The following is a 21,439-nucleotide window of genomic DNA, read 5'->3' on the forward strand; positions in this document are numbered from 1 at the left end:
CCTTGCGCTGCGGCAGATTCCCTCGCGGCCAGCCCACCGTCGCCCGCGGCCGAAGCGGCGTCGCCCGTCTCCTCGCCGACTTCGGACAGCGGGGGCGCGAACGTGCCCGCTCGTCCGCCGACACCTGCCACGACGCCGTGACCACCAGGAGGTCGGCGGGCCCGGCGACGTCACGGGCACCGACGGGGCGGTCAGGGGATGACCCGGCGACGGCGCAGGTCGTCGAAGAGAGCGTGGAACATCGTCTCGGTCTCGACGTACTCGTGGAAGCCGAAGCGGCGGGCCTTCGAGCCGTCGGCGAACATGTCGTAGTCCCAGGAGAACACCGCGTCGCCGAACCGCCAGGACGAGACCTCCTGAAAGGTGTGGCCGGCGAGGCCGTGGCAAGCGGTCATCGTCGTCCACAGTTCCTCCTTGTCGGCCATGACGGACTCGAGCTTCATCGGCAGCGGCGGGGCGACCTCCAGGCCGAAGTAGCGGCCGATCGCCGGCCACATCTCGCTCCACCGGAACAGGTCGCCGTTGTTGATGTTGAAGGCCTGGTCGGCACACGCCTCGGTGGTCGCTGCCCACACGGTCGCCTTCGCCAGCAGGCCGGCGTCGGTGACCTCCAGCAACGCGTCGTAGGCCCCCGGCGCGCCGGGGAAACGCAGCGGCAGGCCGAGTTCCTTCGACATCGACGCGTACACCGCGAGGACCATCGTGAGGTTCATCGGATTGCCCGTGGCGAACCCGCACACGACCGACGGGCGGATCGCAGACCAGCTCCAGGCCGCATTCCAGCCGCGGGCCGCCAGATAGTCCTGCTGGTCGACGTTGAACTCCGGCGGCATGTGCCCGGCGTCGGACTCCCGCGCCGGGGTCTTGAACGGGCCGAGGTGCGCGCCGTACACCTTGTAACCCTGCATCAGGCTGACGTGGCGCAGCGCCGGACTCGCCGCGTCGAGGGTCTCGACGACGTGCGTCAGCATCGCCAGGTTCGGCGCGACGAGCTCGGCCCAGGTCGGCCGGTCCTGGTAGGCGGCGTAGAACACGTGGGTCACCGTGCGCAGGCCACCGAGCGCGGCCCGGGTGGCGTCGAGGTCGAGCAGGTCGACGGCGACATGGCGCACGCGCGGCGCCGGCGGGCCGCCGCGGCGCGACACCCCGATGACCTCCCAGTCGCCGAGGCCGGCGAGGTGCCCGACGAGGGTGCGGCCGATCACCCCCTGGGCGCCGACCACGAGGGCGACCTTGTCCGCGGGACGGGTGTCCACGGGACGGGTGTCCACGGGACGGGTGTCCACGGGACGGGTGTCCACGGGACGGGTGGTGTGGCTGTGGGTCATCTGCTGCTCCTGGCATCGCCGGTGTCGGGTCCGGACCCGGTCCGCTTCGGGAACGTCCCGCTGTCTCGAGCCTGCGCACCGCAAAGACATAAGTCGAAGACATAGTTTTTGTGAGGCTCATAAACTCTGCTTATGACAACGCTGCGTCAGCTCGAGTACCTGGTGCGGGTCGTCGACGAGGGGTCCTTCACCCGGGCGGCCGAGTTGCTGCACGTCAGTCAGCCGGCGCTGTCGCACCAGGTGCGGGCGCTGGAACGCGCGGTCGGCGGCGCGCTGCTCGAACGGCTTCCGCGCACGGTCCGGCTGACCCCGATGGGCCGGGCGCTGCTCCCCCACGCCCGCGCCGCGCTCGCCGACGCCGAACGCGCCCGGTGCGCCGCGCGGCGCGCCGCCGGGCTCGAACGCGGCGAGGTGCAGATCGCGACCGTGTACTCGGTGACCCTCGGGGTGCTGCCGCCGGTGCTGCGCGCCTGGCACCAGGCGCACGAGGGGGTGCGGGTGCGCCTGTTCGAGCATCGGCACGCCGAGGAGCTCGCCGAGGCGATGCTCGCCGGGCAGGCCGATCTCGCGATCGGGCCGCCGCCGCCGCCGGCCTGGCACGGCCCGGTCCGACCGCTCGGCGAGGAGGAGTTCGTCGTCGTGCTGCCGCCGGACGACCCGGCCGTACCCGCCGCGACGACCCAGGTCGAGCTCGGCCGCCTCGCCGCCCGGGACTGGGTGCACTACGCCCCCGGTCACGGTCTCGCCGACGTGCTGGACCGGGCCGCCGCCGACGCCGGGTTCCGGCCCCGCGCCGCGGTACGCACCGAGCAGACCGCCACCGCCCCGATCCTCGCCGCCGCCGGGCTCGGCCCGGCCCTCGTCCCGGCGAGCATCGTGCCCGCCCCGTTCGGCGGGCGGGTCCTGCGGGTCGACCCACCGCTGCGCCGCCCGCTGGCCGCCTACTCGCGCGACGAACCCGACGTGCTCAGCGCGGCCTTCCTCGGCCTGCTCACCCGGCACGCCCGCCTGCTGCCCGCGCACGTGCGTGCCCTGCTGCCCTGACACTCACCGCCACCCGAGCTCGGCGGCCTGGCGGGCTTCCCCTGCGGCGCGACGGCGCGACGCCGACGGCCGCAAGCGCCGACGCGGACCGCCCGCCTCCTTGGCCTGGCCGTCGCCGCCGGGCAACCGGCCAGCGGGCGCACCTTCCCGACCGCCGAGGCCGCCACAGGCCCCCGAACACCGCCGCAGAAAGCGACACGGACACGGACACGGACACGGACGACGCCGACTCCTACGCAATCATCCCGCGGGCGTACTCGATCCACGCGCTCGGCATCCTGGGTAATCTCTCCGCCTCCGGTTACTACGTCGTGCCCACCAACATGTGGGGCGGCCCGCCGGCCCTGTTCCCACTACTGGAAGGCGATTCCACAGTCCAATGGTGCCTCGCCGCCGACGCGCAACACCGCGTAGACGGCCGCGCGACGTCGGCTACCCCGCGGCGTGCACGGCCGCAAGCCGCCTGCCGGCGGCGTCCCGGGTGAGGTGCACCAGCGCCGGCAGCAGGACGGTGCGCAGCACCAGCGCGTCGAGCGCGACGCCGACGGCCGGTCCGAGGCCGAGCAGTTTCATCGTGCGTACCTGCTGGCAGGCCAGCCCGGCGAAGAGGGCGATCATGATCAGACTGATCGCGATGACCACGTGGCCGACGTCCGCGTGGCCGACGTCCGCGTGGCCGACGTCCGCGTGGCCGACGTCCGCGTGGCCGACGTCCGCGTGGCCGGAACGGATCGCCGCCGCCGGGTCCCCGCCGCCCGCCGGCTCCGCCCCCGGATCCCACAGCCGGCGCAGCAGGGTCAGGTGCATGCCGATGGACAGACCGAAGGAGAGGACGAGGACGAACGGCTCGATCGGCCCGCCGAGGGCGCCGAGGGCGCCGGCCAGGTGGCCGTCGCAGAAGACGAAGGTGATGGCGCCGAGCGCCGCGGCCGTGGTCAGCACGCTCGCCCCGACGATCGCCACGGTGGGGCCGACCGAGCGCAGGCTCGCGAGCACGGTCACGCCGAGGGCGACGAGTTCGAGGGCCGCGAAGGCCGGCAGCACCCGGGTGAAGCGGGTCGTCATGTCGTCGAACAACGCGGTCTGACCGCCGAGAGGCCGCCGTAACCGGCACATCTGTCCTTTTCGTCCGTATTTGCGGACCACTGCGGGGACAATCTGAGCGCAGACCGACGATCAGCGTCCATCAGTGCTCGGCACCGTCCGGCCTCGGCGGCAAGAAGACCGGTGCCGAATTGCAGGCGAATTTTTAATCCTGGGAGGCTGGGCGGGCTATATCCAATCTTTAGGGGAATTTGAGGTCGCGCGTCGATACTCGCAGGAACACTCTGGGGGGCGGCCCGCCCGCCGGCGTGACCGGCCGGATACGGCGTGGGCGGCGCGGGCGGATCGCACCCGCGGCGCCGGGTCGCCGCCACCGGCGTTGCGAGGGAAGGGAAGCCATGACGCAGACGACCAGGAGCGACCAGGTACAGGTCGTCATCCCCGGCCAGGATGTGCGCGACCCCGGTCGCCGGCTGTCCCAGCTGTTCGACCCGGGCTCGTTCGTCGCCGCCGACGCGCCCGCGGGCGGCCGGGTGCTGTCCGGACGGGGCCGCATCGACGGCGTGCCCGCGGTCGCCTTCTGCACCGACGGGACCCGGATGGGCGGGGCGCTCGGCGCGCTCGGCGCTCGGCAGATCGTCGCCGCCATCGAGGAGGCGGTCCGCGACGGCGTCCCGGTCGTCGGGCTGTGGCACTCCGGCGGCGCGAGCCTGGCCGAGGGGGTCGAGGCCCTCGACGGCATCGGCCAGATCTTCGCCGCCATGATCCACGCATCCGGGCGGGTGCCGCAGATCTCCGTCGTGCTGGGTCCCGCGGCCGGCGGTGCCGCGTACGGGCCGGCGCTGACCGACGTCGTGATCATGGCGCCGGACGGGCGGGTCTTCGTCACCGGCCCGGACGTGGTGCGCAGCGTCACCGGGGAACAGATCGACATGGCGGGTCTCGGCGGCGCCGACGCGCACGGCCGGCGCTCCGGCGTCGTCCACGTCATCGCCCGCTCCGAGAGCGACGCCTACCAGCGGGCCCGGCGGATCACCACGCTGCTCGCCGCGCCGGGGCACGTCGACCTCGACGCCATCACCGCCGAGGAGGCGGCCGCCGACTCCGCCCGCGCGGCCGGGGAGAAGCTGGTCGCGCCCGACCCGCGCGACCCGCGGTCGCTGCTGCCGCAGCGGGCGCGGCGGGCCTACGACGTGCACCCGCTGGTGCACCGGCTCCTCGACGGCGACGGCGGCCCCGGCAGCTTCGAGGAGCTCCAACCGCGCTGGGCGCCGAACGTCGTCGTCGGTCTCGGCCGGCTGTACGGCCACAGCGTCGGCGTGATCGCGAACAACCCGCTGCGCAAGGGCGGCTGCCTGGACTCCCTGAGCGCCGAGAAGGCCGCCCGTTTCGTCCGCATGTGCGATTCCTTCGGCATCCCGCTCGTCGTCCTCGTCGACGTCCCCGGCTACCTGCCCGGCGTCGGCCAGGAATGGGACGGCGTGGTCCGCCGCGGCGCGAAGCTGCTCTACGCCTTCGCCGAGGCCACCGTGCCCCGGGTCACCCTCATCACCCGCAAGTCGTTCGGTGGCGCCTACATCGCGATGAACTCCCGCTCGCTCGGGGCCACGGCCGTGCTCGCCTGGCCCGAGGCCGAGGTCGCCGTGATGGGCGCCGAGGCCGCCGTCGGCATCCTGCACCGGCGCGCGCTGGCCGCCGCCTCCGACGACGCCCGGCCCGGTGTGCTCGCCCGCCTCGTCGAGGAGCACACCCGCACCGCCGGCGGCGTCGAGCGGGGGGTGGCGCTGGGCGTCATCGACGACGTCATCGACCCGGTCGACACCCGCCCCCGCATCGCGCGGGCGCTGGCGGCCGCCCCGGCCCGCCGCGGCCGGCACGGCAACATCCCGCTGTGAGGGCGGCTGCGCCGCGAAACGCTCCCCAGCGCGCCCGGGCCTGCGTAATGATCGGCTATGACCGGTGGCGAGGACAGGCGGGTGAGGCGGCGGCCTGAGGGCGACGATGCGCTGATCGCCGCGTACGAGGATCGCAGCGGCGGGGTTTTCACCCACCTGGAACGCATTGTGATCACGGTGGCGCTGGATGCCCGCCGGCTCGGCCACGCCGGTGCGCTCCCCGCCGCCCTGCTCTCCGACGCCGCCGCCGGGATGCTGCCCGACCTGCCGCTCGGCGACGACCCGCAGTGGATCGACGCCGTGCTGCACCAGCTGTGCCACGAGCCGCGCACGCACCTCCCGGACGGGCCGGGCGCGCTGGTCGAGGACCCGGCGGCGGACGGGCTCCCGGTGACCGGCTATCACCCGGCGGCCGTCCTGGTCGGGCACGCCGCGCGGACCCGCTGCTACGTCGTCCCGGCGCAGCCGTTCTGGGACGCCGCGGCCCGTCACGCCCGTTCGCTCGACGACCTGCGGCGATGTCAGGGCGTCGGACGAGCGCCGCGCGCGGCGGCGAGCCCCACCGATACCGCGGCCACCACGGCGCCCCGCTGGTCGGTCAGGTAGAAGTGGCCGCCGGGGAACACCTCGCCGCGAGCCGGCGGATGACCTCGAAGCCGACATCCGCACGTGGATCAACGCCTGGAACGAGGACCTGAAAACGTTCATCTGGACCAGGACCGCCGACCAGATCCTCGAGACCCTCGCCGCCTACTGCGCACGAATCAACGACCCAGGACACTAGATCGCGACCGCCTCGCGGGCCTCGCGACGGGCGAGCTCCTTGCGCACGAGTGGGATGATGTAGCGGCCTGTGTCGATGGCATCGCCGATGTTGCCGAGGGTCGGCAGCGAGATCACTTCCGCACCAAGTTCGGCGTACCGGACGAGCGCCTCCGCGATGGTCTCGGGCGAGCCGACCAGGAACGACGAGGCACCGCCGGCCCCGGCGATCGCTCGCGGAGTCCAGAGCACACCACCGTCATGCGTCTCGCCCTCCTGCGCGATGTCGCGCAGACGCTGCGAGCCCACGTTCGGCAGGTTGACCTTCAGCACCTCGCCGTAGTGAGCCTTGGACTGCTCGACGAGCTTGCGAGCCTTGCGTTGCGCCAGTTCGTCGGTCTCGGCGACTATCGGCCGGAAGGTGACCCAGAAGCGAATTCTGCCGGTCCTGCCGGCCTTCCGCGCCTCCTCGTAGACCCGGTCGATCTGCTGCTTGGTCTGCTCCAGCGGCTCGCCCCACAGCGCGAAGATGTCCGCCTGAGCGCCGCCCGCCGCATAGGCGTAATCCGACGATCCGCCGAGGGAGACCGGCAGCGGCTCACCAGAATAAGTCTTGTAACCGGGCCCGAAGTCATCGAAGTCGTAGAATTCACCGTGGTGCGAGAACGGCTCGTCCTTCGTCCACACATCCCGCAGGATCTGCACGAACTCGGCGGAGCGCCGGTAGCGAGCATCTTTCTCGAGGTAGTCGCCCTGCCGCTGCTGCTCCTCGTTGCTCGAACCGGAGATGATGTGGACCGCCGTGCGCCCCTTGCCCAGCTGATCGAGGGTGGACAGCGCCTGTGCGGCAACCGTCGGGAACGACGTGTTCGGCCGTACGGCGACCATCGGCTTCAGACGCTCGGTGTAGGTGAGGATTTCAGCCGAGCGAACGTACTGGTCAGGACCCGCCGAGTGGTAGGCCACCAACGTGTAGTCGAACCCGAAGTCCTCCAGCGTGCGCGAGTATCGACGGATGTACTCCGGGTCGAGCTTGCCACGCCAGAAGTCAGCCGCAAAGCCCTCGCCCGGCTCACTCCAGTGAGCGGCGTTGACGAATTCGACCGGCATCATTTTCCTCCTGCTTCGGGTTCATTCGACGACTGCCGTGACGACGCGCGTACGTCGACGCGGTGGCTGGTCGTCCGGGCGACCTCAGGGCGTCGGACGGGCGTCGCGCGCGGCGGCGAGCCCCGCCGCCACCGCGGCCACCACGGCGCCCTGCTGGTCGGACAGGTAGAAATGGCCGCCGGGGAACACCTTCAGCTCGAAGGAACCGGTGGTGTGCTCGCGCCAGAGCTCGACCTCGGCGAGTGTTGCCTTGGGATCGGAATCTCCCACCAGGGCGACGACCGCAGTACTGATCACCGCGTCGCGCGACGCGAAATACGTTTCTATCGCCTGATAGTCGGCGCGGGTCGGCGGCAGCACCATCTCGACGAGTTCTGGATCGGCGAGCACCCGCGGATCGGTTCCCCCAAGCTCGCGCATCTCCCGGAGAAAGCCCGCGTCGTCGCGGCGGTGGACGGTCTCGAACCGTTCGGCCGACGGCGCACGGCGCCCGGAGGCGAACAGCACCAGCGGCACCGGTCCGCCGGCCGCGGCGAGCCGACGGGTGACCTCGAAGCCGACGACCGCCCCCATGCTGTGCCCGAAGAAGGCCAGCGGCCGGTCGGTGAGGGGGGCGAGGATCTCGGCGATCCGGTCGGCCAGCGGCGCGATGGCCGTGTGCGCCGGCTCCGCCCGCCGGTCCTGCCGACCCGGATACTGCACCGCCTGTACCTCGGCGACCGAGGACAATGCCTTCGACATCGGCAGATAGGAGCTCGCCGCCCCACCCGCGTGCGGGAAACACACCAGCCGCGGGGCGTCGGGCGGACCCGGATGAAATCGCCGCAGCCACCGGTCGGCCTCAACGGACACGGTCATCGCCACACGCCTTCCCCCAGCGCTGCAGGACAGATCTGCGACGCGTTCGTTTCACCCCGGCCAAGGGAGCTGCCGGCCAAGGGAGCTGCCATGCTTTCACCGTATGCTGCGCGCGTCCGCTGGTGGGCGCGGCTGAGTGTTTTGGCACATCTCCCGTTTCGCTGGGCGGCGCCTACGACACGCGGTTTACGGCAGACCGGAGCGCATACCCGTTTGCGATCAAGGGGTGGTGCGTGCGAGCTCCTGGGTGGTCCGTTCCCAGTGGTTACGCTGGAAATTGCTGGAGGGTGATGACGGGTTGCGGGCAGGCGAACCAGAATTAACCTCCAGCATCTGCCGACCGCCGGGTGGCCAGGACCGGCACCGACCGACCGGTCTTCGTATCTTTGCGTGACCGGTTGGGGAACGGGAACGCACGGGAACTCGCCGAAGGTCGGCACCAGCTGCGGCCCGAAGGCCACGTTCATCCCTCGACGCCATCATCGCGATAGTCCCGGGTTCGGGCGCGCCGGGCGCGGATCAGTGGCCGCCGGCGGGCGGCGGGGCGGGAAGCTGCTCCGCCGTCTCCCACGGCGAGGCGGCGCGGGCCGGCAGGACGACAGGCGGCGCGGCGAACTCGGCGGACTCGGTCAACGCGGCAGGCGCGGTGGACGCGGCAGGCCCGGGTGCCCACCAGCGGTCCGCCGCCCAGGCGGCGAGCGCGGCGGCGGCGGAGACGAGGCCGCCGACGTAGAAGCCGGCGCGGGCGCTGTGGTGCTCGGCGAGCCAGCCGACTCCCAGGCTGCCCAGCGGCGTCGTGCCCTGCAGGATGAGGGTGTAGAGGGCCAGCACCCGGCCGCGGTAGCGTGGGTCGCCGCCGAGTTGGATGCGGTGGTTGGCCGCCTGGGAGAAGTACAGGGTGGCGAAGCCGGTCAGCGCCAGCAGGGCGATCGCCGCCGGGTAGGTCGGCGCGACGCCGGTCGCCGCCTCCAGCACGCCGAACGCGAACGCCGAGCCGATCACCAGCATGGCCGACGGGCGGCTGCGGCGGCCGGTCGTGATCAGCGCGGCGACCAGCGAGCCGGCGGCGAGCCCGGTGGTGAGCAGGCCGAAGGAGGCCGCGTCGGCGTGGAACACGGTGCGGGCCAACAGCGGCACCGTGAGCTGGAAGTTCATGCCGAACAGCCCGACGATGGCGACCAGGCCCAGCACGACCACCAGGTCGGCGCGGCCCAGGACGTAGCGCAGCCCGTCGACGATGCCGGGGGCGGCCTCGGAGCGGGCGTGGCGGTGGATCTCCGCCGGGCGCATCAGGCGCAGGCCGGCGACGGTGGCCAGATAGCTTCCGGCGTTGATCGCCATCGCTGGGCCGGTGCCGAAGCCGGCGATGAGCGGGCCGGCGGCGGCCGGGCCGACGACCCGGGCGATGTTGAAGTAGCCGGCGCTGAGCGCGGAGGCGTTGGGCAACAGTTCGGACCCGACCAGCTCGCTGACGAACGCCATCCGGGTCGGCGTCTCGATGGCGTTGACCAGGCCGATCGCCAACGCAAACGCGCAGACCTGCCACAGCCGCACCGCGCCGGTGAACACGAGCAGCGACAGCGCCAGGGCGAGCAGGCCGGCGACCAGGTTGGCGCCGGTCAGCAGCAGGCGTTTGTCGTGGCGGTCGGCAAGCCGCCCACCGTAGAGGGTGAGCAGCAGCATCGGGGTGAACTGCAGCGCCGTGACGAGCCCGAGCGCCGTCCCCGAGTCGCCGCTGAGCGACAGCACGAGCCAGTCCTGGGCCGTGAACATCATCCACGTGCCCGTGACGGAGAGCACCTGCCCCCCGGCGAAGAGCCGGAAGTTGTACACCTGCAGCGACCGGAAGACGCCGTCGATGATCCGCTCCTCGCCGTCGTGGCACCGTCACCCTCATCACCACCATCGTCGCGGAAGTCGACGCCCGGCGGGCCCACTCCCCGGTTTCGCCCGGGCGCGGGTGCTACAGGGCGCGGCCGGGGTTGAGGATGCCGGTCGGGTCGAAGACCCGGCGCAGCTGGCGCTGCAGATCGTGGCTGCGGCTGCCGAGCTCGGTGGCCAGCCAGCGGCGTTTGAGCACCCCGACGCCGTGCTCGCCGGTGACGGTGCCGCCGAGCTCCAGCGCGAGGGCGAAGATCTGCTCGGCGGCCGCCCACGCCCGCGGCGGGATCTCCGGCTCGGCCGGGTCGACGACGATGATCGGGTGCAGGTTGCCGTCGGCGGCGTGTGCCAGGGTGAAGATCTCCACCCCGGTGTCGGCGCCGATCTCGGCGACGCGGGCGGCGGCCTGCGCCAGCCGCCCGCGCGGCACGGCGATGTCCTCGATGAGCACCCGCCCGAGGCGTTCCAGGGCGGGCAGCGCCGCGCGGCGGGCGGCGAGCAGCGTCTCGGCGGTCGCCGCGTCGGCGGAGCGCCGCACCAGCCGGGCCCGTTCGGCGAGGACCGCCTCGGCGGCGTCGGCCTCCTCGGCTGCGCCCGACCCGTCGGTCTGGACGAGCAGGAACACCTCTCCGTGCGCGGCCAGGTCGCTGCCGGTGGCCGCGTCGACGGCCCGCACGGTGCGGGCGTCGAGCAGCTCGGCGACGGCGGGGACGATCCCGGCGGCGCCGAGGGCGGTGACGGCCTCGACCGCGGCGGCGACCGTGTCGAAGAAGGCGGCGAGGGTGACGGTGGACCGCGGCGCCGGCCGCAGCCGCACGGTCGCGCCGACGACCACGCCGAGGGTGCCCTCGGACCCGACGAACAGGCCGGTCAGGTCGTAGCCGGCGACGCCCTTGACGGTGCGCCGCCCGGTGCTGATCAGCTCGCCGTCGGCGAGGACGACGTCGAGGCCCAGCACCGACTCGCGGGTCACGCCGTACTTGGCGCAGCGCAGCCCGCCGGCGTTGGTGGCGATGTTCCCGCCGATCGTGGAGATCGCCGCGCTCGCCGGGTCCGGCGCGTAGCACAGGCCGACCTCGCGGGCGGCGGCGTCGAGATCGGCGGTGATCACGCCCGGTTCGACGACGGCGACGGCGTCGTCGACGGACAGCTCGCGGATGCGGTCCATCCTGGACAGGTCCAGCACGACGCCACCCGGCGCGGCCGCAGCGCCGCCGGCCAGGCCGGTGCCGGCGCCGCGGACCGTCACCGGCACCCCGCGGGCGACGGCGACCCGCAGCACCGCCTGCACGTCGGAGACCTCTCGGGCGAACGCCACCCCGAGCGGGCGGCCGTCGGGGATCCAGCCCGAGCGGTCGAGGCGGTGCGCGTCGACGACCGCCGGGTCGGTGCTCCACCGGCCGACCGGCAGCGCGACGGCGAAGGCGTCCGCGCGGATCACGTCCGCATCCGCCGGGCCGGCGACGCGGGCCCGCGGGGCGATGCCGGCTGCGGACGGTCGGGGCGGCGTGGCGTTCACCGGGGCCCGGTGGCGACCGGCCGGGCAGGGTCGGACGACCACGCCGACCAGGAGCCCGGGAACAGCGCCGCGTCGAACCCGGCGACGGCGAGGGCGGCGATCTCGTGCGAGGCCGTCACCCCGGACCCGCAGTACACGCCGATCGGTGCCTGCGCCGAGCCACCGCCGGCCGAGGCGCCGAGGGCGAGGAAGCGGGCGCGCAGCTCCGCGGCGGGCAGGAACCGGCCGGCGGTGTCGAGGTTGTCCCCCGTCGATGCGCTCACCGCCCCCGGGATGTGGCCGGCACGCGGGTCGACCGGCTCCACCTCGCCGCGGTAACGCTCGGGTGCGCGGGCGTCGAGCAGGATCCCGTCGCGGGCCACCGCGGCGGCGGCGTCGGCGTCGAGGACGGGCAGGTGCCCCGCCTCGAGCACGACGTCGCCGGGCAGCGGAATGATCTCCCCGGTCTCGATCGGCAGGCCGGCGTCGCGCCACGCGCCGAGCGCCCCATCGAGGATGCGGACATCGGCGACGCCGGCCCAGCGCAGCAGCCACCACGCCCGGGCTGCGGACAGCCCGCCGTTGTCGTCGTAGACGACGACCGGGCGCCCGGCGGTCAGCCCCCAGGAACGGGCGGCGCGCTGCAGGTCGGCGAGCTCGGGCAGCGGATGGCGCCCGGCGGTACCGCCGGGGGCGGCGGCGAGCTCGGTGTCGAGGTCGACGTAGACGGCGCCCGGCAGGTGCCCCTCGCGGTAGTGGTCGTGGCCGTGGGGGTCGCCGAGCGCCCAGCGGACGTCGAGCAGCAGCGGCGGCACCGCCGAGGCAAGCTCGTCGTGCAGCGCCTTGGCGTCGACGAGCACCTCGCCGCCCGGCTGCCGGCCCGACCTCGGCCCGCCCGCCGTGCGGCCCGCGGCCAACAGCTCGCCGAGGTCGGCGTCGCCGAGCCCGCCCGGCGGCGTGCCGAGGCGGGCGGCGACGGCGATGCGCCGCTGCACGCCTGCGTTCACCGGGGCGGTCAGGCCGTGCAGGCGGGCCAACAGGACGATCTCCCCGTTGAGGAAGTCCGATTCGACCGAGCCGCCGCGGGCCAGGCTCTGCCAGGTGGAGCTGCCCTGGCGCGGGAAGCCGGGGATGTCGTGGATGACGAGCTGGGTGGGGTCGAACCCGCCGTCCAGGCGCAGGTCCGCGGTCTCGATGCCGGCGGCGTCGAACGCCCGGCGCGCCTCGACGACGAGCTCGGCGGACGCGGCGTCGCGCCGGGGGCTCGGCGGGTAGAGCGCGTCGAGGTTGTACGCCAGGTTGCCCAGCAGCTTGCCGGCCTTCCAGCGGCCGATGTCGTTGACGATCCGCACGGCGCTCGCCCCGCGGCGCAGGTCGGCGGCGATCTCCTCGACCACCGGGTCGCCGACGCCGCCGCCGGGCGCGCGGCCCAGCAGGAAGCCGGCGACGAGCGGCGCCGCCGGGGAGATCACTTCCCCCGGGCGCAGGTGCGACGACGGGCTGAGCACCATCGCGTCGATGACGACGGCGAAGCGGCGCAGCGCGGTGCGGGCGTTCTCGATGCCGTTCTGCAGCAGCACGACGGGCAGCGCCTCGGCCGCCGTGGTGCGCCCGCCGTCGACCGGCTGCCAGGCCCAGGCCGCGAGCAGGGCCTCGGAGTCCTGCGACTTGGTGGCGAGCACGAGGACGTCGCCGGAGCGCAGCTCCACCTCGTCCGGCCCGCCGGCCACCGCCAGGTTCAGGTGTCGGACGTCGGCGGGCCCACCGTCGGTGGCCGACGGGCGGATGTAACGCAGCCCGTGGGCGCGCAGTGCCTCGAGGTTGGCGCCGCGCGCGACGACGACGACGTCGATGCCGGCGAGATGCAGCTCCGCGGCGATGGTCGCGCCGACCGCGCCGGCTCCGATGACAACGTACCGGCGGCTCATCGCCCGGATCCCTTCTGTCGTGTCTGGTGGATTCGTGTCGGTGGATTCGTGTCGGGTGAATTCACCGCGTGGTCCCAGGCGCCGCCCCGGCCGGGGCGGCGGCGAGATCGGCGGCGAAGCGCTGGCCGGGGACCGCGCCGAGCAGTTCGCGGGTGTGTTCCTCGGCCGGTGCGGTGAGGATCTTCTCGGCGGGGCCGCTCTCGACGATCCGCCCGGCGCGCAGCACCGCGACGTGATGGGCCAGCTGGGCGACCACCGCGAGGTCGTGGGAGATGAACAGGTAGCCGACCCCGAGGTCGGTCTGCAGCCGCAGCAGCAGGGTGAGGATCTGTTCCTGGACGGACACGTCGAGCGCCGAGACCGGCTCGTCGAGGAACACCAGCTCGGGTTCGAGGGCGAGCGCGCGGGCGATCGCGACCCGCTGGCGCTGGCCGCCGGAGAGCTCCGCCGGCCGGCGGTCGGCGAACGCCGCCGGCAGCGCCACCTGGTCGAGCAGTTCGCGGACCCGGGCGGCGCGGCTGGCCCGGTCCCCGACCCGGAACGACACCAGCGGTTCGGCGATGCTCTGCGCGACGGTGAACCGCGGGTCCAGCGAGGAGTACGGGTTCTGGTGGACGAGCTGGAAGCGCCGCCGCAGCGGGCGCAGCTTCGACCAGCCGGCGTCGGTGATGTCGACGCCGTCGAGGTGGACCCGTCCCTGGGTCGGCTTCTCCAGGCCCATCGCGATGCGCAGCGCGGTCGTCTTGCCGGAGCCGGACTCGCCGACCAGCCCGAGCGTCTGCCCGGCGCGTACGGACAGGCTGACGTCGTCGAGGGCGCGGAACGTGCGCTCACCGCTGGCGGTGCGGGGCAGCCGGAAGTCCTTGCCGACCCCGTCCAGGCGCAGCACCTCGGGTGCCGGGGTGACGTCGGTGAAGCGGGGCACGACGCCGCCGGCGTGCGACAGCGCCGGGGCGGCGGCGATGAGCTGACGGGTGTACTGCTCTTGAGGGCGCAGCAGGATCGCCGCGGGCTCGCCCTGCTCGACGATGCGCCCGCGTTGCATGACCACGACCCGGTCGGCCCGGTCGGCGGCGACCCCGAGGTCGTGGGTGATGATCAGCAGCGATGTGCCGGTCTCGGCGACGAGGCCGGCGAGATGGTCGAGGATGCGCCGCTGCACGGTGACGTCGAGCGCGCTGGTCGGCTCGTCGGCGACGATGAGCCGGGGATGGCCGGCGATCGCGATGGCGATGAGCACCCGCTGGCGCAGCCCACCGGAGAGCGCGTCGGGGTACTGGCGGGCGCGCACCGCCGGCCGGTCCACGCCGGCGCGTTCCAGGGCCTCGAGCACCTCCGCGCCGACGAGCCGCTTGTCCACGCCGCGGCGGCGCACCACCTCGGCGATCTGCCCGCCGATGCGCATCGTCGGGTTGAGCCCGACCATCGGGTCCTGCGGGACGAGCCCGATGACGTTGCCCCGGAACGGGCGCAGCACCCGGTCGGGTGCGCCGGTGACGTCGGTGCCGGCGATCCGGATGCGGCCGGCGGTGATCACCCCGCTCGACGGCAGCAGCCCGAGGACCGCGTTCGCCGTCGTCGTCTTGCCCGAGCCGGACTCGCCGACGACGGCCACCGTCTCGCCCGCGGCGATCGTGAGGTCGACGTCCTCGACCGCCAGGGTCGTGCGGCCGCGCTGCCGGTAGCCGACGGACAGCCCGGACAGCTCCACGATGGGGCCGCCCGACTGGTCGGCGACCGGCGCGTCCGGCGCCGCGTCGGTGCTCATCGCTTGATCTCCTCGAGGGTCCGGGCGATGTGGTTGAGGCTGAACACGACCAGGCCGACGAACAGCCCGGGCAGCAGCGACAACCAGGGGCTGGTGATGAGGAAGTTGCGGCCGTTGGAGATCAGCGTGCCCCACTCGGCGGCCGGCGGCGGCGTGCCGAAGCCGAGGAAGCTCAGGCTGGAGATGACCAGCACGGCCGTGCCGAAGTCGAGCACCGCGAGCACGGAAACCGGCCCCCAGGAGTTCGGCAGGATGTGGCGCAGCAGCACCCGTCCCCAGGAGGCGCCGCCGGTGCGCGCCGCCTCCACGTAGGGCTGTTCCTTCACCCGCAGCACCTCCGCCCTGGTCGTGCGGGCGAAGGTCGGGGTGATGGTGACCCCGACGGCGATCGCAATCGGCAGCAGGCCGAAGCCGAGCGCGGTGACGATCACCAGGGCCATCAGCAGCATCGGGATCGCCAGCAGGATGTCGATGATCCGCATGAGCACGCTGTCGACCCAGCCGCCGAAGAAGCCGGCGACGACGCCGATGGTCAGCCCGGCGACGATGGCGATGAGCACCGCACCGCCGGTCGCCTTGATGGTCAGGGTGGAGCCGTGCAGGACCCGGCTGAACAGGTCCCGGCCGAGTTCGTCGGTGCCGAACAGATGGTCCAGGCTCGGCCCCTTCAGCTTGTCCGACCCCGACGTCGCGGACGGCTTGTAGGAGGTGAACAGGGAGGGCACGAGGCCCGACACGATCACGAAGGCGACGAACAGCGCGGCGAGGACGAATCCCGGGCGGCGCAGTAGCGGTCCGGCCGCCGCGAACAGGTCGTCCCGGCGTCGCCGATTCTCCCCGCCCGCACCGGCGTCACCCGGTGCCGGCGCGGGGGCAACGGTCGACACCGTGACGCCGCCTGCCGCCGACAGATCGGTCGTGACGGCGACCGGCGCGATCGGTGGCCCGGCCGCGGCCGCGGCGCGGGCTTCGGCCGCGCGCCGCTCCGGCGCCGCGACGAGGTCGGGACCGCGGTCGGGCACGTGGTGGGACTTCGGGGAGAGGATCTTGTCGGGCATCGGTGCGGTCCCCCTCAGGCCGCTCGACCCGCGCGTGCCACGCGCGGGTCGAGCAGCGAGTAGAGCAGGTCGACGAGCAGGTTGACCACGACGAACAGCCCCGCCGCGATCAGGACGATGGCCTGGACGACGGGCACGTCCTGGCCGAGCACCGCCTGCTGCGCGAGCTGGCCGATGCCGTTGCGGGAGAACACCGTCTCGACGACGACCGCGTTGACCACGGTGTACCCGACGAGCACACCGAGCAGGGTCAGCGCCGGTAGCGAGGCGTTGCGCAGTGCGTGCCGGACCTGGATCGTCCAGCGGGACAGGCCCTTGGCGCGGGCGGTGACGATGTAGGGCTCCTGCCAGGTGTCGCCGAGGCTGCGGGTGAGCAGCTGGGCGAGCATCGCCGCGCCCGGCAGGGCCAGCGTGATCGACGGCAGCACCAGGCTGCGCCAGCCGTCGGTGCCGGTCGCGGGCAGCCAGGTCAGCGAGAACGAGAAGACCTGGATGAGCAGCAGCCCGACGAAGAACTGCGGCAGTGAGACGCCGACGGCGGGCAGCCGGGCGAGCAACGTGCGCGCCGGACCCCACTGGACGTAGGTGGCGAGGAAGGCGATGCCGAGGCCGAACACCAGCATGACCGCGACCGCGACGGCGGTGAGCGTGACCGTCGAGGGCAGCTTGTCGCTGATGAGCGAGCCCACCGAGACGTTCTGCGTCAGCGACATCCCGAAGTCGAAGTGCAGCGCGCCCCACAGGTGGTGGAAGTACTGCACGACGATCGGGTCGTCGAGGCCGTAGTGCGCCTTGAGGTCGTGCAGCTGCGCCGGGGTGAGCTGGCTGATGTCGGCGCCGCCGGCGCTGAGCTGCAGGGTGATCGGGTCGCTGGGGAGAACGTTGAGGATGATGAAGGTGACCGTGTAGGCCGCCCAGAGCACGAGCAGTGCCTGGGCGAACCTACCGGCGAGATAACGGGGCATGTGGGTACCGGTCCTACGGTGGCGGGTTCCGGTCCCACGGTGGTGGTTCCGGCTCTGGGTGCGGGATTCCTACTTGGACAGCCAGATGTCGTTGGCGCGCAGGAAGCTCTCCGAGGTCCACGCGAAGCCGTGCACCTTGGCCGAGACGCCGGCGGTCTGCAGCCGGTCGTAGAGCGGGAAGGCCACGCCGTTGTCGATCAGGGCGTCCTGCAGGTCCTGGTAGGCGGCGGCACGCTTGTCGGGGTCGACCGTGGACAGCCCCTTGGCGAACAGCGCGCTGATCTTCGCCCCGGTCGCCGGGTCCTGGGAGTACTTCGCCTGATACGACTTGGACACGGCCTGGTCCAGCGTCGAGCCGAGCACGCTCGGGTCCGCCCGGGTCAGGTAGCCGCCGGAGAGGTCCCAGTCGCCGGCGTTGCCGGTCGGGGTGAGCTGCGCGGCCGTGACGACCTTGATCTGGTAGTCGATGCCGACCTTCTTGAGCTGGTCCTGGACGAGCTGCTCACCGGGGCCGGCCGCGTTGGTCAGGAAGGTCAGCGTCAGCTTCTTGCCGTCCTTGTGTCGGTAGCCGTCGGAGCCCAGCGCCCAGCCGGCGGTGTCGAGCAGCTTGCCCGCCCCGGTGGGGTCGTAGGCGAGCTTGGCGGACTGGTCCGCGGCGTACGGGGTGGTCGAGGTCACCGAGCTCTTGGCCACCGGGTAGCCGTCCCAGTACACGGTCTTGGCGTAGCTGGGCAGGTCCAGCGCCTTGTACAGCGCCTTGCGCACCTGCAGGTCGGCCAGCGGCCGGCCGGCGGTGACGTTCGGGACCAGCAGCCCGATGATGCCGGGCAGGGCGCGGGTCTGGATGGTGCCGCCGGAGGCCTTGATGACCTCCTGGTCCGCCGAGGTGATCGGCTGGCGCGGCCAGGCGATGTCGATCGTGCCGCTGGTCAGGCTGCCGACCCGGACGTTGTCCTCGGCGATGTAGCTGACATCGATGCCGTCGAGGTACGCCTCACCCTTGTTGGTGATCAGCGAGCTGGGCCAGGCGTAGCCGGCACGCTTGGTGAGCTTCACCGACTTGCCGGCCGAGTAGCTGTCGAGGGTGAACTCGCCCGAGCCGACGATCTTGCCGGCGCAGCGCGCCTCGGGGGTCTCCTTGTAGGTCGCCGGCGACAGGATGGCCGTCGTCGTCGTCGAGGTCGCCTGCAGGAACCCGGCGTTGGGGGTGGCGAAGTCGACCTTGACGGTGAACGGGTCGACGACGGTGGTCGACTTGTAGCCGGCCAGGTAGGTGAGGCCGAGCGTCGACTTGGCGCCGAGGTCGTGCAGCCCGTCGTAGGCCGTCTTGACCGCGGTCGCGTCGAGCTTGGTGCCGTCGCTGAACGTCACGTCGTTGCGCAGTTTGAACGTGTACGAGGTGGCGTCGGGGTTCACCGTCCAGCTCGTGGCGAGCCAGGGGACGATCTTGCCGGTCTTCGGGTCCTGGTCGGTCAGCGAGTCGGCCAGGTTGCGGTCGATGCTGCGGGACTCGATCCAGTACACCTGGTTCGGGTCGATGCAGGCCTGGAAGTCCGACCAGAAGGCGATCTTCAGGCGCCCGCCGGGGACAGGCTTGCCGTCCTGGGCGCCGCCGGCCGCGGAGGTGCCGGGGCCGGAGGAGCCGCCGCTCCCGCAGGCCGCCAGGGACACGGCCGCGAGGACGGAGACGGCTGTAGCGGCCAGCCGTCGCCTCGTTCGATGACGGTGCGACGTGGTCATGGTGATGGTGCTCCCCCTTGTGACGTTCCGCGACGAGCGGATAGGACGGATAGAACGGACTTCGAGACCCGACGGACAGGTTCGTGTGACGGGTTCGGGTGTGGCGGGTTCGTGGGGCAGGGCCGCGGCGGCTAGCCGGCGGCGGGTGCGGCGTTGGCCAGGACGCGCCGGCCCGCGATGAGCAGCGCGGTGTCCTCCTGCGGCGGATGCACCCGGACGCAGTGGACGTCGCGCAGGTGGCGTTCGAGCGGGTTGCGCCGGGTCAGGCCGGGGTTGCCGATGGCGGCGACCGCGGTCTGCACCGCGGTGATCGCCGCCCGGGCGATGAGCGGCTTGGCGAGAATGGAACGCTCCGCCGCCTGCGGTGCGCCCTCCTCGAAGCGGCGGGCCACCCCGAAGGCGATCTCCTCGGCAGCGACGAGCTGCGCCTCGATCTCCCCGGCGATCGTCTGGATCCGCTCGGTCGTGGCGATCGGCCGGCCCAGCGCCGTGGGGACCCGCTCGTGCGCGAACCGCAGGAAGAACTCCTGCGCGGCGCGGGCCACCCCGATGTAGAGGGCGGTCGCTCCGATCCCGACGGCGGCGAACCCGGCGTCCGGCGTCTGGGCGGAGGCGGGCACCCCGTGGAAGTTGGCGGCGGGCACCTCGACGTCGCGGTAGATCACGTCGTGGGTGCTGCTCGCCCGCAGTCCGAAATGGTCCCAGGTGCGGACGATTTCGATGCCGGGCGAGTCGGCGGGAATGATCGCGTGCCCGAGCAGCGGGTCGTCGTCCTCGGTGGCCGCCCACACCAGGTGGTAGCTCAGCCCCTCGGAGCTGGTCGCGAAGCCCTTGTGCCCGTTGATCACCCAGCCGTCGGCGGTGCGCCGGATCTTCGTCGCCGGCAGGCCGCCGCGGGCCGGGGCGCCGAGCTCCGGCTCGGCCCGGATCGCGTTGAGCAGCACCGGCCGATCGAGCGAGTCGGCGACGACCTTCCGGTAGAGCTCCTCGGGCCAGAACGGGTCCCGGGCCTGCAGCACGTGCTGGAAGACGGTCATCGCGGAGACCAGCGCCACCGACGGGTCGCCCTTACCGAGCGCCTCGAACACCCGGATGCTGTCGGTCGGGCTCAGCGGCCGCCCGCCGTAGCGCGCGTCGATGCCCAGGCGTAGCAGGCCCGCGTCGTGCACGGCCTGCACGCCCTTCCAGGGAAACTCTCCCGACCGGTCGTACTCCTCGGCAGTGGCGGCGATCTGGGCGCCGACCCGGGCCAGCGCCTCGTCGGAGATGTCGACCTCGGGCAGCGGCGCCGCGGGCACGGCCTCGCCCACCGGCACGGACCCGGCCTCGGCGCTCGACGGCGCGATCACGTCGGACGGGGCGGTCATGACGCCACCCGCGTCCCGGCCGCGCCGACGAGCTCCTGCTGGGCGAGGCCCGCGTCGAGCGGGACGACCTCGCCGCGCCGGCCCGTCGCCTCCCGGTGGGCCAGCTCCTGGCGCACCAGTGGCAGCACGTACCGCCCGTAGTCGACGACGTCGTTGAAGTTGTCGTAGCCGCGGATCGAGACGAGTTCGGCGCCGAGGTCGACGTAGTCGAGGATCGCCGCGGCGACCGTCTCCGGCGTCCCGACCAGGGCCGTCGACGCGCCGGCGGCGTTGGTCGCCTTGGCGGTGGCGGTCCACAGCGCGCGGTCGTGCACGTCACCGCGGGCGGCGGCGGCCAGCAGCCGCTGGGAGCCGACGTTGGCCGGGGTGGCGTTGCCGCCCACCCGGAACCCCTTGTGGACGATCCCGCCGTTGCCCTGCAGGACGCCCAGGATGCGGTGTGCCTTCTCCCAGGCGAGCTCCTCGGTCGGGGCGATGATCGGCCGGAAGGTGACCCAGATCCGCGGGGTGTCGCTGCGCCCGGCGAGGCGGGCCTGCTCGTACACCGCGTCGATCTGCTGCTTGGTCTCCTTCAGCGGCTCGCCCCACAGCCCGAAGATGTCGCCCTTGGCGCCACCGACCTGGTAGGCCTCGGCCGAGGAGCCGCCGACCGACACCGGGATGGTGCCGTTGACCGGCCGGACCAGCGAGACGAAGTCCTCGAACGAGTAGTACGTCCCGGCGTGGTCGAACGGAGTCGTCGAGGTCCAGACCTTGCGCAGGATGTCGATGTACTCCGACTGCCGGGCGTAACGCTCGGTCTTGCTCAGCCGGTCGCCCTCGCGGGCCTGCTCACGGTCGTCCCCACCGGCGATGAAGTGCACGACCGCCCGGCCGCCGCTGAGCTGGTCCAGGGTGGCGAGCTGCTTGGCGGCGACCGTCGGGTACATCGTGTTGGGCCGCAGCGCCACGATGGGCCTGACCCGCTCGGTGTGCTGGGTGATCGCGGAGGCCAGGGTGAACGGGTCGTGGAACGACGAGCTGTAGGCCACGAGCGTGTAGTCGAAGCCGCCCTCGTCCAGCGCGCGCGCGTACCGCTTGAAGAACGGCAGATCGATGTCGGTCTGCCCGAGCCGGTTGAGCTCGTTGGATTGGTTGATGTTGATCGCGCTGATGAACTCGACGGGCATCAGGTCCTCCGGGAAGGCGGTCAG

Annotated in this window: 16 protein-coding genes and 1 pseudogene; 4 read left to right on the forward strand and 13 right to left on the reverse strand. The window is 72.9% G+C overall.

The features are described from left to right. Positions 1 to 191: 191 nt before the first annotated feature. The gene (locus tag FRAQA3DRAFT_RS08645) at positions 192 to 1,328 is read right to left on the reverse strand and encodes an SDR family oxidoreductase (protein ID WP_009738687.1); all 1,137 of its coding nucleotides are present in this window, start codon (positions 1,326 to 1,328) and stop codon (positions 192 to 194) included. A 132-nt stretch (positions 1,329 to 1,460) separates the two neighbouring features. On the opposite strand from FRAQA3DRAFT_RS08645, the gene FRAQA3DRAFT_RS08650 reads away from it, so the two are divergent. Then, positions 1,461 to 2,372, forward strand: coding sequence for a LysR family transcriptional regulator (locus FRAQA3DRAFT_RS08650; protein WP_009738688.1), 912 nt, complete (start codon positions 1,461 to 1,463; stop codon positions 2,370 to 2,372). 432 nt (positions 2,373 to 2,804) lie between these two features. Here FRAQA3DRAFT_RS08650 and FRAQA3DRAFT_RS34065 read toward each other — a convergent pair whose 3' ends face one another. Then, the gene (locus tag FRAQA3DRAFT_RS34065) at positions 2,805 to 3,488 is read right to left on the reverse strand and encodes an MMPL family transporter (RefSeq protein WP_035920704.1); all 684 of its coding nucleotides are present in this window, start codon (positions 3,486 to 3,488) and stop codon (positions 2,805 to 2,807) included. A 326-nt stretch (positions 3,489 to 3,814) separates the two neighbouring features. Between FRAQA3DRAFT_RS34065 and FRAQA3DRAFT_RS08660 the strand changes: the two genes are divergently transcribed. From FRAQA3DRAFT_RS08660 to FRAQA3DRAFT_RS36910, 3 genes and pseudogenes are all read left to right on the forward strand, one after another. Continuing rightward, entirely contained in the window at positions 3,815 to 5,311 is a 1,497-nt protein-coding gene (locus FRAQA3DRAFT_RS08660; RefSeq protein WP_009738689.1) for an acyl-CoA carboxylase subunit beta, read from the forward strand. Positions 5,312 to 5,392: 81 nt separating this feature from the next. Continuing rightward, positions 5,393 to 5,917: a hypothetical protein gene (locus FRAQA3DRAFT_RS08665; RefSeq protein WP_009738690.1), complete on the forward strand. Its 525-nt coding sequence runs from the start codon at positions 5,393 to 5,395 to the stop codon at positions 5,915 to 5,917. Between the two features lie 43 nt (positions 5,918 to 5,960). Next, positions 5,961 to 6,095: pseudogene (locus FRAQA3DRAFT_RS36910) on the forward strand (IS630 family transposase); the annotation flags it as partial. Here the strand turns inward: FRAQA3DRAFT_RS36910 and FRAQA3DRAFT_RS08670 are convergent. The 11 genes from FRAQA3DRAFT_RS08670 to FRAQA3DRAFT_RS08720 all read right to left on the reverse strand — a co-directional run bounded on the left by FRAQA3DRAFT_RS08670 (position 6,092) and on the right by FRAQA3DRAFT_RS08720 (position 21,415). Further along, on the reverse strand, positions 6,092 to 7,186 hold the full coding sequence (locus tag FRAQA3DRAFT_RS08670; protein ID WP_198287050.1) for an LLM class flavin-dependent oxidoreductase: 1,095 nt from the start codon (positions 7,184 to 7,186) through the stop codon (positions 6,092 to 6,094). The pseudogene FRAQA3DRAFT_RS36910 and the gene FRAQA3DRAFT_RS08670 overlap by 4 nt on opposite strands. 81 nt (positions 7,187 to 7,267) lie before the next feature. Beyond that, entirely contained in the window at positions 7,268 to 8,041 is a 774-nt protein-coding gene (locus FRAQA3DRAFT_RS08675) for a thioesterase II family protein (protein WP_009738692.1), read from the reverse strand. Positions 8,042 to 8,560: 519 nt separating this feature from the next. Then, on the reverse strand, positions 8,561 to 9,874 hold the full coding sequence (locus tag FRAQA3DRAFT_RS08680; protein ID WP_009738693.1) for an MFS transporter: 1,314 nt from the start codon (positions 9,872 to 9,874) through the stop codon (positions 8,561 to 8,563). 130 nt (positions 9,875 to 10,004) lie between these two features. Continuing rightward, positions 10,005 to 11,441: an FAD-binding oxidoreductase gene (locus FRAQA3DRAFT_RS08685; RefSeq protein ID WP_009738694.1), complete on the reverse strand. Its 1,437-nt coding sequence runs from the start codon at positions 11,439 to 11,441 to the stop codon at positions 10,005 to 10,007. Then, positions 11,438 to 13,348, reverse strand: a complete 1,911-nt coding sequence (locus FRAQA3DRAFT_RS08690; RefSeq protein WP_009738695.1) for a rhodanese-like domain-containing protein — start codon at positions 13,346 to 13,348, stop codon at positions 11,438 to 11,440. Before FRAQA3DRAFT_RS08690 ends, FRAQA3DRAFT_RS08685 begins: the two co-directional genes overlap by 4 nt. Before the next feature lie 61 nt (positions 13,349 to 13,409). Beyond that, a complete protein-coding gene (locus FRAQA3DRAFT_RS08695; protein WP_009738696.1) occupies positions 13,410 to 15,116 on the reverse strand; it encodes an ABC transporter ATP-binding protein in 1,707 nt (568 codons plus the stop codon). Next, positions 15,113 to 16,174: an ABC transporter permease gene (locus FRAQA3DRAFT_RS08700; protein ID WP_009738697.1), complete on the reverse strand. Its 1,062-nt coding sequence runs from the start codon at positions 16,172 to 16,174 to the stop codon at positions 15,113 to 15,115. Before FRAQA3DRAFT_RS08700 ends, FRAQA3DRAFT_RS08695 begins: the two co-directional genes overlap by 4 nt. A gap of 14 nt (positions 16,175 to 16,188) precedes the next feature. Then, on the reverse strand, positions 16,189 to 17,139 hold the full coding sequence (locus tag FRAQA3DRAFT_RS08705) for an ABC transporter permease (protein ID WP_009738698.1): 951 nt from the start codon (positions 17,137 to 17,139) through the stop codon (positions 16,189 to 16,191). Between the two features lie 69 nt (positions 17,140 to 17,208). Beyond that, the gene (locus FRAQA3DRAFT_RS08710; RefSeq protein ID WP_009738699.1) at positions 17,209 to 18,879 is read right to left on the reverse strand and encodes an ABC transporter substrate-binding protein; all 1,671 of its coding nucleotides are present in this window, start codon (positions 18,877 to 18,879) and stop codon (positions 17,209 to 17,211) included. 131 nt (positions 18,880 to 19,010) lie between these two features. Beyond that, on the reverse strand, positions 19,011 to 20,246 hold the full coding sequence (locus FRAQA3DRAFT_RS08715; RefSeq protein ID WP_009738700.1) for an acyl-CoA dehydrogenase family protein: 1,236 nt from the start codon (positions 20,244 to 20,246) through the stop codon (positions 19,011 to 19,013). Then, positions 20,243 to 21,415, reverse strand: coding sequence for an LLM class flavin-dependent oxidoreductase (locus FRAQA3DRAFT_RS08720; protein ID WP_009738701.1), 1,173 nt, complete (start codon positions 21,413 to 21,415; stop codon positions 20,243 to 20,245). The genes FRAQA3DRAFT_RS08715 and FRAQA3DRAFT_RS08720 overlap by 4 nt, the downstream gene beginning before the upstream one ends. Positions 21,416 to 21,439: the final 24 nt, after the last annotated feature.

This window comes from Frankia sp. QA3 (assembly GCF_000262465.1).
Classification (GTDB): domain Bacteria; phylum Actinomycetota; class Actinomycetes; order Frankiales; family Frankiaceae; genus Frankia.

What these genes read in the sequence shown, in the direction of transcription:
- FRAQA3DRAFT_RS34065 (WP_035920704.1), bottom strand. Translation starts at nt 3,488, where the DNA reads ATGTGCCGGTTACGGCGGCCTCTCGGCGGTCAGACCGCGTTGTTCGAC.
- FRAQA3DRAFT_RS08645 (WP_009738687.1), bottom strand. Translation starts at nt 1,328, where the DNA reads ATGACCCACAGCCACACCACCCGTCCCGTGGACACCCGTCCCGTGGAC.
- FRAQA3DRAFT_RS08670 (WP_198287050.1), bottom strand. Translation starts at nt 7,186, where the DNA reads ATGATGCCGGTCGAATTCGTCAACGCCGCTCACTGGAGTGAGCCGGGC.
- FRAQA3DRAFT_RS08710 (WP_009738699.1), bottom strand. Translation starts at nt 18,879, where the DNA reads ATGACCACGTCGCACCGTCATCGAACGAGGCGACGGCTGGCCGCTACA.
- FRAQA3DRAFT_RS08660 (WP_009738689.1), top strand. Translation starts at nt 3,815, where the DNA reads ATGACGCAGACGACCAGGAGCGACCAGGTACAGGTCGTCATCCCCGGC.
- FRAQA3DRAFT_RS08690 (WP_009738695.1), bottom strand. Translation starts at nt 13,348, where the DNA reads ATGAGCCGCCGGTACGTTGTCATCGGAGCCGGCGCGGTCGGCGCGACC.
- FRAQA3DRAFT_RS08695 (WP_009738696.1), bottom strand. Translation starts at nt 15,116, where the DNA reads ATGAGCACCGACGCGGCGCCGGACGCGCCGGTCGCCGACCAGTCGGGC.
- FRAQA3DRAFT_RS08715 (WP_009738700.1), bottom strand. Translation starts at nt 20,246, where the DNA reads ATGACCGCCCCGTCCGACGTGATCGCGCCGTCGAGCGCCGAGGCCGGG.
- FRAQA3DRAFT_RS08720 (WP_009738701.1), bottom strand. Translation starts at nt 21,415, where the DNA reads ATGCCCGTCGAGTTCATCAGCGCGATCAACATCAACCAATCCAACGAG.
- FRAQA3DRAFT_RS08675 (WP_009738692.1), bottom strand. Translation starts at nt 8,041, where the DNA reads ATGACCGTGTCCGTTGAGGCCGACCGGTGGCTGCGGCGATTTCATCCG.
- FRAQA3DRAFT_RS08705 (WP_009738698.1), bottom strand. Translation starts at nt 17,139, where the DNA reads ATGCCCCGTTATCTCGCCGGTAGGTTCGCCCAGGCACTGCTCGTGCTC.
- FRAQA3DRAFT_RS08650 (WP_009738688.1), top strand. Translation starts at nt 1,461, where the DNA reads ATGACAACGCTGCGTCAGCTCGAGTACCTGGTGCGGGTCGTCGACGAG.
- FRAQA3DRAFT_RS08700 (WP_009738697.1), bottom strand. Translation starts at nt 16,174, where the DNA reads ATGCCCGACAAGATCCTCTCCCCGAAGTCCCACCACGTGCCCGACCGC.